This window comes from Nocardia sp. NBC_00416 (genome assembly GCF_036032445.1).
Classification (GTDB): Bacteria; Actinomycetota; Actinomycetes; order Mycobacteriales; family Mycobacteriaceae; genus Nocardia.
Genome location: NZ_CP107932.1, coordinates 7,214,014 through 7,226,560 on the forward strand (window position 1 = coordinate 7,214,014; position 12,547 = coordinate 7,226,560).

General features: G+C 70.7%; 13 protein-coding genes. 1 reads left to right on the plus strand and 12 read right to left on the minus strand.

Features of this window, described 5'->3' with window-relative positions:
- Positions 1–3: 3 nt before the first annotated feature.
- The 7 genes from OG804_RS31420 to OG804_RS31450 all read right to left on the minus strand — a co-directional run bounded on the left by OG804_RS31420 (position 4) and on the right by OG804_RS31450 (position 7,516).
- Positions 4–2,175: a DUF2339 domain-containing protein gene (locus OG804_RS31420; protein WP_328392252.1), complete on the minus strand. Its 2,172-nt coding sequence runs from the start codon at positions 2,173–2,175 to the stop codon at positions 4–6.
- Between the two features lie 100 nt (positions 2,176–2,275).
- The gene (locus tag OG804_RS31425; protein ID WP_328398875.1) at positions 2,276–2,911 is read right to left on the minus strand and encodes a response regulator transcription factor; all 636 of its coding nucleotides are present in this window, start codon (positions 2,909–2,911) and stop codon (positions 2,276–2,278) included.
- Between the two features lie 184 nt (positions 2,912–3,095).
- Positions 3,096–3,359 carry a hypothetical protein gene (locus OG804_RS31430; RefSeq protein WP_328392253.1) on the minus strand — a complete coding sequence of 88 codons (264 nt, stop codon included), beginning with the start codon at positions 3,357–3,359 and terminating at the stop codon, positions 3,096–3,098.
- A gap of 191 nt (positions 3,360–3,550) precedes the next feature.
- The gene (locus OG804_RS31435) at positions 3,551–4,723 is read right to left on the minus strand and encodes an alpha/beta hydrolase family protein (protein WP_328392254.1); all 1,173 of its coding nucleotides are present in this window, start codon (positions 4,721–4,723) and stop codon (positions 3,551–3,553) included.
- Between the two features lie 439 nt (positions 4,724–5,162).
- The gene (locus OG804_RS31440) at positions 5,163–6,425 is read right to left on the minus strand and encodes an RNA polymerase sigma factor (RefSeq protein WP_328392255.1); all 1,263 of its coding nucleotides are present in this window, start codon (positions 6,423–6,425) and stop codon (positions 5,163–5,165) included.
- Positions 6,422–6,793 (minus strand): YciI family protein, encoded by a 372-nt coding sequence (locus OG804_RS31445; RefSeq protein ID WP_328392256.1) that lies wholly within the window; start codon positions 6,791–6,793, stop codon positions 6,422–6,424. The genes OG804_RS31440 and OG804_RS31445 overlap by 4 nt, the downstream gene beginning before the upstream one ends.
- A gap of 60 nt (positions 6,794–6,853) precedes the next feature.
- On the minus strand, positions 6,854–7,516 hold the full coding sequence (locus OG804_RS31450; RefSeq protein ID WP_328392258.1) for a DUF998 domain-containing protein: 663 nt from the start codon (positions 7,514–7,516) through the stop codon (positions 6,854–6,856).
- Positions 7,517–7,671: 155 nt separating this feature from the next.
- Between OG804_RS31450 and OG804_RS31455 the strand changes: the two genes are divergently transcribed.
- Positions 7,672–8,097, plus strand: coding sequence for a hypothetical protein (locus OG804_RS31455; RefSeq protein ID WP_328392260.1), 426 nt, complete (start codon positions 7,672–7,674; stop codon positions 8,095–8,097).
- A 126-nt stretch (positions 8,098–8,223) separates the two neighbouring features.
- Here OG804_RS31455 and macS read toward each other — a convergent pair whose 3' ends face one another.
- Genes macS through OG804_RS31480 form a run of 5 tightly spaced genes read right to left on the minus strand, consistent with a single transcriptional unit; the run spans position 8,224 to position 12,446 of the window.
- Positions 8,224–9,396, minus strand: coding sequence for a MacS family sensor histidine kinase (macS, locus tag OG804_RS31460; protein ID WP_328392262.1), 1,173 nt, complete (start codon positions 9,394–9,396; stop codon positions 8,224–8,226).
- 36 nt (positions 9,397–9,432) lie between these two features.
- On the minus strand, positions 9,433–9,903 hold the full coding sequence (locus OG804_RS31465; protein WP_328392264.1) for an SRPBCC family protein: 471 nt from the start codon (positions 9,901–9,903) through the stop codon (positions 9,433–9,435).
- Between the two features lie 10 nt (positions 9,904–9,913).
- Positions 9,914–10,639, minus strand: coding sequence for a dethiobiotin synthase (gene bioD, locus OG804_RS31470; RefSeq protein ID WP_328392266.1), 726 nt, complete (start codon positions 10,637–10,639; stop codon positions 9,914–9,916).
- A complete protein-coding gene (locus OG804_RS31475) occupies positions 10,636–11,790 on the minus strand; it encodes an 8-amino-7-oxononanoate synthase (RefSeq protein ID WP_328392268.1) in 1,155 nt (384 codons plus the stop codon). The genes bioD and OG804_RS31475 overlap by 4 nt, the downstream gene beginning before the upstream one ends.
- A 59-nt stretch (positions 11,791–11,849) precedes the next feature.
- The gene (locus OG804_RS31480; RefSeq protein ID WP_328392270.1) at positions 11,850–12,446 is read right to left on the minus strand and encodes a TetR/AcrR family transcriptional regulator C-terminal domain-containing protein; all 597 of its coding nucleotides are present in this window, start codon (positions 12,444–12,446) and stop codon (positions 11,850–11,852) included.
- Between the last annotated feature and the right edge of the window lie 101 nt (positions 12,447–12,547).

The following is a 12,547-nucleotide window of genomic DNA, read 5'->3' on the forward strand; positions in this document are numbered from 1 at the left end:
GGATCAGGGCCGCGCGGCCGGGGTCCCCGCGTCCTCCCGCCGGGCGCCCGATTCGGCGAACGCCCGGGCATAACGAGTTCCGGCGACCAGCAGCAGGATGCCGACCACGAGGAAAGCGGCCACCCGGATCAGGCCGTCGAGCGTGGCCAGGTCGAACAGGAACAGTTTCGCCAGCGCCGCCGCGGTGACCAGCAGCCCGGACCCCAGCGCGACCTTGGCGGCGGTCGGCGATTCGGCGTTCAGCGTGCGCAGGCCGTACAGGAGCGCGGCGAGCGCGCCCGCCATCCAGACGATGGTGGCGACGCTGTGGCCGATGACGAATCCGTCCGCGGCGCCCGAGATCACCCCGAGCGATACGGTCGCCGCGGTCACCAGGTAGAGCGCCGCCGCGCTGCCGCCGATCCACAGCAGGGAGACGACGGTGTCGTCGGCGGCCGAGCCGGCGAGCCGTCGCAACCCCCACAGCGCCACCGCGACCACCGCCAGCCCGGCGATCGCCGACGCCGCGGTTCCGGCGCTCAGGTCGCGTACGGCCGCTGATCCGGTGGCCAGAGATTCCGGGCCGGCGATCGTGAGGAACGCGAGACCGCCCAGCATCGCGTAGCCGCCGCCCAATGCGCCGGTGACCCGATTACGGGTCTGTCCCGCGATCGCCAGATAGCAGCCGCCGACAAGGAACAGCCCGAGCGGGAGGGTGGCGGCAGTGGTGACACCCCAGCAGGTCTCCAGCAGCGCGAACGATCCGGCGACCGCCGCGACGGTCGCGGTATGGCCCGGGATCCGGGCGATATCACGGACCTTCGGCAGCAGTGCGGTCGCGGCGACGGCGAGGAGCACGACCGCGTAGCACGACGAGATCACCGTGGCGGCGGGCCGGTCGTACAGCGCGGGTGCGGCGAGCAGCGGTGTGGTGGCCAGGGCGAAGGTCAGGGCGGCCACGATATCGCCCGGTCGTTTCCGCACCACCACGACGGTGCCGGCCAGCCCGACCAGCGCGACCCCCACGGCGGCCGCGAGGACCAGCGTGCAACGGCCGGGTCCAGGGTCGCCGACGGCGGCGGCGGCGACGATGGCGATCTGGGTGGCCAGGACGGCCGGAACTGTCCGGACCACATGCAGGAAAGGCCAGTCGTTCCGGTATTGCACGGGCACACAGGCCAGCTGGAGCACGATCAGGAACGCGAGCAGGCTCAGTTCGACGCTGACGAACGGGGCCAGCACGGCCGCGCCCGCGACGACGAGCACGGCCAGCGACTGCGAGCGCCACTGCGTGGCCAGGCCGACCCCCGCGGCGGCCACGCCGAGCGCGGCAGCGAAACCGAGCCCCGGATGCAGCCAGTCGTAGATTGTGGTCATCGCGACCACGTCCAGATAGGCGCCCGCGAAACCGGTGGCGGCCAGGGCGGTTCCGCCGACCCGGCCGCCGGTGCGGCGGTAGACGCGCATTCCCGCGCCGATGAGCGCGGCCGAGAACGCCGCACCGGCGACGACGCGCGGAACCGGGCCGAATATGCCCGCCTGAGCGGCCAGCACCAGCAGCATCACGACACCGATGAGGGTGACCGCCACGCCCGCGACCGCCAATACGCGGCTGATGACGCCCTCACGCTGCCACCACGGTATCCGGGGAACGGCAGGGGGCCGGGGGACCGGTGGGCCGGGCGGAACCCCGGGCGGCGCCACCGGGTATCGCGGGTACACACCGGCGTACGCACCCGGCGGCGGAGTCGGGCGGCCCGGCCACGGCGGCTGGTGGCCGGCGCTGGGTCCGGGGGCGCCCCGGACAGCGTGCGCCGGCCGACCGGGTGCGGCGACTCCGGAGGGGGACGCGGTTGCGCCCGGTGTGCGTACCCCGCCGTCGCGCACACCGGGCGTCCCCGCCGCGTCCGGTGCGGGGACGGTCCGCGCTGCTGTGCCGGTGGCGGTGTCGGCCCGCGGCGGCTGTGCCGCCGCCGATCCGGTGGTCGCCGCCGTGTCGGCCCCGCTCTTGTCCGCTGAAGGTTCCGTCTCCGCTGGGGGTTCCGGCACGGTGGTGGCCCGCACTTGGCGGTGCAGCGATTCGAGATCGCGCCCGAGGGTGCTCAGCCGGCCGCTGAGCGCGGTGAAATCTCCGGCGACCGAGGTGAACTCGCCGGAGAGGCGGGCGACCAGCGCCGGATCGATCGAAGTCGTCATGAATCGATGGTCGGCCGCGGGCGGCCGGGAAGGATGAGTAGGACTACTCGGGGCGGCGCCGGGATCTACCCGATCTCCGGCGGGGGATCACCCGGTGCGATCAGTCGTCGAGGCCCTGTTCGATCACGTAGCGGGTGAGTTCGACCCGATTGGCGAGCTGGAGTTTACGCAGCGTCGCCTGCACATGGTTCTCGACGGTCCGATGGCTGAGATCGAGGCGGGTGGCGATCTGCTTGGCGGACAGGCCTTTGGCGACCATCCGCAGCACCTCGGTCTCGCGATCGGTCAGCGCCGGCCGGTGCGGTGCGCCGGGATCAGCCGGGACGGTGGCCATCCGGCGGTATTCGCCCAGGACGAGACCGGCCAGGCCGGGCGTGAACACCGCTTGACCAGCGGCGGTGGCGTGGACCGCGGCGATGAGTTCGGCGGCGGAGGCGCTCTTCACCAGATAGCCGGACGCGCCGGCTTTCACCGCGTCCAGCACATCGTCGCGTTCGTCCGACGCCGACAGCACCAGCACCCGGCTGCCCGGTGAGACCCGCAGGACTTCGGCGGTGGCCAGGGCGCCGTTCCCGTCGGGGAGTTGCATATCCATCAACACCACATCCGGTCTCGTGGCGGCGGCCCGCCGACCGGCGGCCGCGGCGCTCTCGGCGGTGGCGGCCACCCGGAATCCGGCCGCGGCCAGATCACGGGACACCCCTTCCCGCCAGATCGGATGATCGTCGACCACCATCACCGAAATCGTTTCCGCCGCCTCTTCGGTCACGCCGCCGCTCCTTCCGGGTGCGGGCGCCGCGCGTTTCTCCGGCCGGTGCGACCGTGCGGGGCGGGCGCCGGGCAGCCCACGATTCGCTTCCACGGTAGTCGAGAGACACCAGCGAGCCAGGGAGTGCGCGCTGCTGTCGAGTCGGCGACTCTCACTCGGCCACCAGCCGGTCGGTGAGGTCGGCCGGGGTGTCCGGGGGCAGTGTGACGCTTTCGAGCAGCCGCCGCAGCGTAGGCACATCCTGCGGGTCCACGGGCACCGCGCCGTCGACCAACGCGGTGACGAGATCGACGGCGGCGAGCGAGAGCTCACCCACCAGCACAAGCGTGCGCAGCGAATCCACCTTCCCCGGAGGGAGCGCGGGCGCGTACCTCCGCACCTGCTCCACCAGCGTGGAACGATAAGCGTTCTGCACTCTGTTCCTCGTTCTCTCCTGGGCGGGACCGCCCGCCGCTCCGGGTGATGGCGAAAGGGAGCTCGGCCGGACGTGTGGCCGTCGGGCATGTTGCGGCAGTGCGACAATGGTCGGTGGGCATACGTCCTCGACCACGATCGGCGTGGTGACCAGCTCGAGACAGTGGACATCTTCGCTCCGGCGCCGGCCGTTTATGGAACCGGGACCATTTCCGGGTGCAGCAGGGTGGCCGGTGCCTGGGTGAGCTGGTCGTATCGGCCCAGTGCAGTGTTGAAGAAGCTGCGCAGGTAGCCGTTTTGCAGTTCGAGCGAGACGTGCGGATCGACGGTGCCGACCACTTGCGACGCGACACCGGAGGGCATGAGGTTCGCGGTCACCAGTGGAGCGGCGATCAGCTGGTTGTCGCAGAACGAATGGTGTTGTGCGCCGTTGAGCCGGAAATGGAATTTCGGTCCGTGACCGGTGGCCCGGAGCTGTTGCCAACCCGGGAAGTCGTCGCGGTCTTCGCCGTCGCCGCTGATGAGCATGAACGGGCGGTCCAACCCCTCGGTGACGACCGACCCCCACAGGCGGCCATCGAGGTCGGCTGCCGCCGCGATCCGGGGGTCGTCGTGCATTGCCTGGGCCGCGGTAGCGCCGCCCAAGGAATGTCCGAACATCACGATCTTCGACACGTCGAGTACTCGGGGGAGGTTCGCGGGCAGCGGGTGGCGGTCGGCGTCCGGGTTGTTCCCCGCGGCGATATCGACGAGTTTGTCGAGCACGAACCGGGTGTCGGCGACCCGCGTCGCCAACGCGGTGAGGATTTGGGCCTCGGCCGCGCCGGGGTCGGCTGCCGGTGGCAGCAGGCGCTGTTCGACCCGTCCGCCGGGAAATTCCGTCGCGGATGAATCGTAGGTGTGGCTCATGGTGACGACGACGAAACCGTGGCCGGCGAGATCTTCGGCTTGCGCGGTGCTCAGTTCACGCGGCATGCCCGAGCCCGGTGAGAACACCACCACCGGGCGACGCCCACCCGACACCTCCGCCGCCGCGCCGACGCCGCCGTGACCGGGCGCCCACGCCCATCGCTTCTCCGGCGAAGCACCGACCTGAATCAGGCTGTCGGCATATACCTGGGCGACGCCCGGCGAGAGCCATGGCCGCACGGGAACTCCCGCCACATCGGTGGCGGGGTACCAGATACTGACCATCAGCTCACGCGGGTCGGCAGGGCTGTACGGATCGAGCCGCGAGGCATCGACCAGGTGCAGATCCACCACACCGACCGCCTCGGTGCCGGTTGGCTCGGGCAGGGTCAGGAGGACCGGGACCTGTTGCGACGGTTCCGGTTCGGCTCGTGCGCCGACATCCGTCGGCGCCAACGCCAATAGGACCAGAACAGACGCAAATCGAAATAGACTCTTCCGCAATGTGATCCCTCCCCGAAGTCAGATGCTGCTCGCCCTCGGCCGGTGTAGTCCAGCCCGTGCCTGCGGCAGAAGTTCGCGCGAGCGACTGTGCGAAAACGACTCGTCGAGCAGAAGCCGGTTCATGCACCATCCCCACAGCATTCCTGACAGTATCGGTCCCCGGGTGCGGCCTGCGGCCTCATGGGTGAAAGCCGAGCGCGCCAGCCGGATCGCCGGACGAGTTCCAATTCCTCTGGGCCGGTCGGGCGCCACAGCACAGTGGTCGGCTTCTCGTCGTCGTGGATCACCATGCACCTCTCACTGCGGCCTCGGCTCAGCGCTGGGCAACGCTGCTCGAACGCGGTGAGCTCCGCCGGGTCTCGGGCGTGAGCGAGCTGCCGGTGAACCGGTTTCAGACCGGACCGGGCGGTTCCTGCCGATCGAGGTGGTCGGCTTTGTCGCGTAGGTAGCGCTGCTCGACCTGGTTGCCGGTCAGCTCGGCGGCTCGGCGGAACAGTGCGGCCGCCGCGGTGGGGTCGCCGGTCCGCTGGAGGAGGTGGGCGCGGACGGCGTGTTCCCGCTGCCGGGTGAGCGGGTTCCGGTCCAGATGGTGGTGTCGGTCGAGCTCGTCCAGGAGTGCCAGGCCGCGGGCGGGCCCGTGCGCGTGGGCGACGGCTACGACGCGGCCGAGTTGGACCGGTGGCGTGGGGGTGAGTCGTTCGAGCCACAGGTACAGCATCGCGATCTGGGGCCAGTCGGTCTGTGCCGATGTGGCGGCTGCGGCGTGCACTGCGGCGATCGCCGCTTGGAGTTGGTAGGGGCCGGTTTCGCCGCGCTGCCAGACGCCGTCGATGAGGGTGGTGCCCTCGTCTATCAGGTCGCGGTTCCACAGGGTGCGGTCCTGCTCGTCCAGGGGAACCAGCTCGCCGGCGACGGTGCGTGCGGTGCGGCGGGATTCGGTGAGCAGCATGAGAGCCAGCAGGCCGGTCACTTCCGCGTCATCGGGAAGCGAGGCGTGGAGCATGCGGGTCAGGCGGATCGACTCGCGGGTCAGGTCGACCCGGGCGAGTTCTTCGCCGGCCGTGGCCGTGTAGCCCTCGTTGAAGATCAGGTAGAGCACCTGCACGACGGCGGCCATCCGGCTGTCGCGGTCGGCGTCGGTGGGTGGAGTGAAGCGCGCGCCGGCGCGCGTCAGCTGTTGTTTGGCGCGGCTGATCCGCGTGCTCATGGTGGCCTCGGTGCTGCCGTGGGCGTGGGCGATCTCGGCGGTGGTCAGACCGCCGACCGCGCGCAGCGTGAGCGCCACTCGTGCGTTGTGACCCAGCGCGGGATGACAGCACAGCAACAGGAGGGTGAGGCTGTCGTCGGTCGCGGCCGGGTCGTGCGGTGCCCGGGCCGGTTCCCGCATGGCCAGTTCGGCCGCGCCGGCCGTGAGCTCGCGGTGTCGGCGGGCTCGATCGGCGCGGAGCCGGTCGACCATGCGCCGGTACCCGATCCGGATCAGCCAGCTGCGCGGGTTGTCCGGGACGCCTTCGGCCGGCCAGGTCCGAGCGGCGGCCAGCAGTGCCTCCTGCACCGCGTCCTCGGCGATGTCGAAGCGCCCGAACCGGCGGACCAGCGCGCCGAGTACCTGCGGCGCCTCGGTGCGCAGCAGGTACTCGACGTCGGGGGTCATGCGGTGAAGTCCTCGCCCATGATCGGCCGGATCTCGATCGGTTCGCCCAGCGCCTCGACGATGCCCGCGGCGATCTCGACGGCGCGTTCCTGTCCGGTCACGTCGATCACGGCGAAGCTGGCCAGCACTTCCTTCAACTCGGCGAACGGCCCGTCCGTCGCCACCACACCGGCGGGTGTCCTGCGGAGGGTGGTGCTCACCGCCGGATGGCCCAGGCCCTCGCTGGAGACGAGTTCCCCGGACTCGATCAATTCCCGTTCCAGCCGCTGATAGGTGGCGAACGCCGCCAGGGCCTCTTCCGAAGGAGTGTCGGCGGTCGCGGCGTCCCAGGCGGCGTCCGGGGTGTAACCGAGCAGCAGGTATTTCATGATGTGTCCTCCACGGTGACGGTTGTGGCCACGCTAACCCGGATCCGGGGTTCGCCCTGGTCAGTCGGTGCGCCGCAGGGAAAGCGCCAGCACGGTAGTCCAGGTGAACGCGATCAGTCCGTTGACCGCGATCTGGATGCTCATATGGTCGGGCGATATCGGAATCAGCAGAACCAGCCCGGCGGCGGCGTGCGCGACGGCGGCCGGCACCGCCCGGCGGCGGGCGCAGCGCACGCTCATCACGAGGGCCGCGACGGCCAGGGCGGTGAACGCCGCGGCGGCCGCGGCCGAATGCGCGATGCTGTGCCAGGACATCTCGGCGACCGGCCCGTCGGGCGTTCCGGCCGGGAAGCCTTTCTCCGGGTCCATGGTGAACGCGCCGGCGGCGACGAGCCCGGCTCCGAAGATCGCCACCAGAATCGGCAGGGCCCGCCGTCCGACCCCGTCGGTGATCGTTCGCCGGATTCCGGCGGCCAGCGCCAGCCCACCCAGGCCCGCGAGCACGAACGTGATGATCTGGATCCAGCCCAGGCCACCGGTGGCGAGTTGGCTGATCGGGTGCCGGGTGATGTCGAAGCCCTCCCGGGTGAGCATCTGGGTGATCGCCGACGCGAAGAACACCGGCCCCGCGACGGCGCCCGCGAAGAGCAGACGTCGTCGCGCGCGGGTGTCGCCACGGGCGGCAGGGCGGTGGTGCGCGGTTGTGGTGGCGGCGGTGGTCATGGCCTCCTCCTTCGGTGGTGGGTCATCGCTGCTACCTCGGTGCCGCATCGCGGATCTCGACCGGACCAACAAGTGATTCAGAACACATGTGCCGGTATCGAAATTCGCGGACCGGCTCCGAGGTAGCAGCGAACACCCACCCACAGGAGGACGACATGATCGAGACGCAGCAGCCCGGCCCCGAACTGAAAGCCCTGGATCGGCTGACGGGCACCTGGCAGGTCACCGGCGGCGCGGAGGGAACCGTGCGTTACGAATGGATGCCCGGCCGGTTCTTTCTGCTCCAGCATGTCGATCTCAGCCAGTTCGGCGAGCCGGTCACCGGTATGGAAGTGATCGGCAATCTGCGCCCGTTCGGCGAACCGACCGGCGCCGACCTGATGTCGCGGTACTACGACTCGCTCGGCAACAGCTTCGACTACGTCTACGAACTGACCGGCGACACACTGACCATCTGGGCCGGGGCCAAGGGCGGTCCCGCGTACTACCGAGGCGTATTCGACGCCGCGGGCACCACTGTCCGCGGCGAATGGGTCTACCCCGGCGGGGGCGGGTACGCGTCGGTCATGACGCGCATCTGACACTGCTCCCGGCCCGCTGCACTCCGACCAGTGCCGACCTGAGGGAGATCGCGGACGACCGGTTCCTTCCGCTGCGGCCGGATCGCCCGCAGAGAAGTAGGACTCGCGCAGGGGCGGGCGATCGGCTCAGGAGCGTGGTACCCGGAACTCCCATTCGGTGCCCTCGCCGACCACGCCCACGGTGAGTAGTTCCGCGGTGCCGCTCAAGGCCGCGATTCTGCCGGTGATCGAACGAGAGATTCCCATTCGGCCCTCGTTCTCGGCCTCCGCCAGCCGGCCGGGCGCAATACCGACCCCGTCGTCGCGCACACTCACGATCAGCTCGGTACCGGTGTCCTCGAGCAATACATAGGCGCGGGCGTCCGGGCCGGCGTGCAGGGCGACATTCGTGAGGGCGGCCGTGACCGCGGCAGTGATCTCCTGGGCGTACCAGCGGCCGATCGGCACCGGTTCGCCCGGGGTGGCGACCACGATATGCGGGGTGGAGTGCGCGGTGAGCAGCGGGCGGAGGTCGACGGTGGTATCGCCGGTATCGGAGTGAGCGCCCTGTTCGGAGATGAGCCGCCGCAACGCGATCTCCTGTTCGCCGGCCCGCAGCGCCAGTTCCGCGGCCGGTCCGCCGATCGCGTTTCCGCGTCGCTTTATATAGGAAAGGATCTGCAGCACACCGTCGTGCACCTGCCGGGCCAGTCGTTCTCGCTCCTCGGTCGCGGCGGTGAGCCGGACCGCCCGCTGCAACTGTTCCTGGGCGCGGCGCGCCGTATTCGCGGCGAGACCCAGCGCCAGCCCCACCGAAACCAGTACCGGCGCGGTGGCATCGGCCCAGACGTCCTGCCCCCACTGCTGGCGCATCGTGATGATCGCCGCCGCGACGATCAGGCCCGACGCGACTCCGGCGACCGGCCCGCGCAGGATGGCGGCCGAGATCACCGCGTTCGCCGACCACATGGTGGTCGGCAGCGGCTGGTGTCCGTGGTACCAGTCGTAGTCGGCGACCAGCGGGGTCGCGGCGATGAGACCGAGCACCACGAGGTGGTCGCCGACGACGACCAGCGTCCGGGTGCGCGCGGTATCGGTGGTGTGCCATTGCGCGAGCAGTAGCGCCGAAATCCCGGACCAGATCACCATGAGCGCGATGAAGAACCAGCTCAGTTGTTGATTCTGGTAGTACCGCACGGACGCGATCTGCTGGCCCACCGCGTACAGGAGGGTGACCAGCCGGAACGCCTGGACCGCCCGCCACAGCGGCGCGGTCGCGGCATCGGCCGGATCGGGTCCGGTCGGCGGGGACGGGCGCATGAGGTGCCTTCCTCGTCGGCTGCCGGTGGGTGGACGCTACCGCGGAATTTCGCGCCCTTCCGCGAGCGCGGCCAGCTTACCGAGCGAGATACTCCAGCCGAGTTCGTTGTCCGCCGCGGAGACGCCGTCGGGCAGCCCCTCGTGGACGGCGTCCACCCGAGTGCCCGCGGGGCCGTCGCTGAGGGTGTAGGTGATCCGCATCTCGCCGGTGATCGCCGGATCGTGGGTATCGAATTCGACTGTCTGGACCACCTTCTCGTCCAGGATCAGCTCGGCGAAGTGCCCGTGGAAGGTATCGGTGGCGCCCGCGGTCTTCCCGCTCTGCGCCGGGTCGTCGTAGGTGAGCGAGATGCGGAACCGGCCGCCCTCGGTCGCGTCGAACTCGTGGACTCGGCTGGTCATTCCGGTGGGCACCATCCAGGTGCGCACCGCGTCGCCGTGCACCAGGGCCGCGTAGACGGTGGCACGGGGCGCGGCGATATCCCGGTGGATTCGAGTGGTGGCCATGGCCGAGACCTTAGGGAGCGAACACGGTGCGCGGCGGGCGAATCTCCGTACCGGCTCGATATCCCAGATATCGGTCGGTCCAATCCACATCGAACCACCCAGGTGCCGCCGCCCGGAAACGCGGCGGAGTCCACGACCCCGCGCCCGCTGGGACGGCGCCGGCGAGTCGGGCTCCGGTGACCCGGGGCAGATCGGTGCGGTTGGTCAGCGTCGCCAGATCCGGTTGCTCGGGCCAGGACCCGATCACCAGTCCCGCGCATTCGACGCCGGCCTGGCGCAGCGCCCAGGTGGTGAGCTCGCTGTGATTGAGCGTGCCCAGACCGGGCGCGGTGACGACCAGTACCGGGGCCGAGAGTTCGCGTGCCAGTTCGAGCAGGGTGAACTCGCCCAGCCGGACCAGCAGCCCGCCGGCGCCTTCCACCAGGACGACGTCGGATTCGAGCGCGGTGAGCGCGGTGACGGTTTCGTCGAGACCGAGCAGTGGCGCGCCGCAGCGGCGAGCGGCGGTATCGGGGGCGAGCGGATCGGGGTAGCGGGCCAGTTCGGCGGTCTCGGACACCCCGCCGAGTGCCGTGACGACGGCGAGATCGCCGGGTTCATCGGGGGCGACACCGGTTTGCGCCGGTTTGCACACCGCGACAGTGCGCCCCGCGGCCAGGGCGACGGCCGCCAGGGCTGCCGTGGTCACGGTCTTGCCCACCTCGGTGGACGTTCCGGTGACGAGCAGCCGCGTCATACGGGCACCGCATCGGCGGCACGGGACCGGGCCAGTACCGGTGTCAGTACCGCCGCGATGGTGTCGAGGTCGGCGGGGGACAGGTCGGCGCGGGCGGTGATCCGCAGCCGCGAAGTGCCCTCGGGCACCGACGGGGGCCGGAAACAGCCGACCTCCAGGCCGTTTTCGCGGCAGGCGAGGGCGGCGTCGTAGGCGATCCGGGGGTCGCCGAGCACCACCGGCACCACCGCCGAATCCGGGGCGGCGACACCGGCGATCCGGGCGATCGCGGCGGCGTGGTCGAGCACTCGGCGAGCCAGCCCGGGATCGCGGCGCAGGACCCGCAGCGCGGCGCGGGCCGCCCCCACCGCGGCGGGCGCGAGGCCGGTATCGAAGATCATCGTGCGGGCCGTGTCGACCAGGTGCGCCCGCACCCGTTCGCCGGCCAGTACGGCACCACCTTGGGCGGCGAGGGCTTTCGACAGGGTCGCGGTCACCACCACATCGGGTTCGCCGGCCAGTCCCGCTTCCTGGACGAGTCCGCGACCGCCGGTGCCGCGCACCCCCAGTCCGTGCGCTTCGTCGACCAGCAGGACCGCGCCGTGTGCACGCGTCACGCGGTGGAGTTCGGCCAGCGGCGCGAGATCGCCGTCGGCGCTGAACACCGAATCGGTGAGCACCAGGGCGCGTTCTTCGGTGCGGTCGGCCAGCAGGCGGCGTACGGCGGCGGTATCGCGGTGCGGGGCGATCTCGATCCGGGCGCGGGAGAGCCGGCAGGCATCGACGAGCGAGGCGTGGCAGCCGGCGTCGGACACGATGAGCGAGCCTCGTCCGGCGAGTGCGGTGACGGCGCCGAGGTTTGCGGCATAGCCGGACGCGAAGACCAGCCCGGACGCGAATCCGGTGAACTCGGCGAGTTCGGTCTCCAGGAGTTCGTGGTCGGTCGTGGTCCCGGTGACCAGCCGTGACCCGGTGGACCCCGCGCCCCACCGGTGCACGGCGTCGACCGCTCCGGCGACCACCTCGGGATGACGGGTCAGACCGAGGTAGTCGTTGGAGGCCAGGTCCAGGGCCGCCGCCTGCGCTGTTCGCGCGCGTAGCCGTCGCCGCAATCCGGCGCTCGCGCGTGCGGCGGCGCGATCGTCGAGCCAGGCCAGTGGATCGGTGGTCACCCGGGCACCATACTTGAACGGTGTTCAAGGTTGTCGGGAGTGGTCCCCGGGGATCTGCCTCAGCGCACGTCGGAGCCCAGGCGATGCCGGATTCCGGCGGTGAACAGTTGCAGTCCGAAATCGAAGCGGGCCGTCGGGTCAGGGGATTCGGCGAGCGGACCGGTCGACTCGGCGGGCGGGTCGGTCAGGGCTCCGGCCGAGTCCATCTGCATCCGGGATTGTTCGTCCACGGTGTGCCCGAGCACGTAGTACAGCAGTGTGTAGGCGGCGAGTTCGGCCTGTTCGCGCGGTATGCCGGCGCGGACGACGGTCCCGGCCAGCCGCTCCCGGCCGGTGCTGGTGGTGAGGCGGGAGGCGTAGGTGGCCGAGACCAGTTCCGCGCCGTCGCGGTAGGTGAGCAGGCAGTCGCGCAGCCGGTGGGCCAGTTCGGTGAGCGCTCCCGACCAGTCACCGGCGGCCACGGGTCGTTCCATCGGGGCGAGGATGCGGTCGGCCACCGCGCCGAGCAGGGCTTGTTTGTTGGGGAAGTGCCAGTACAGCGCACCGGGCTGGACCCGCAGGGCGCCGGCGAGCCGGCGCATGGTGAGGTCGGCCAGGCCGTACTGGTCGAGGATGGCGATGGCCCCGTCCACGACGTCGTCCCGGTGTAACTGCACGATGCGGACCTCCCGATAGCGCTGCGACTCTCTCAGACGCTACCCCAGCCTGAACGCCGTTCAATCTTCGGCGCTACGCTGCCCTGAACGCTGTTCAAGTT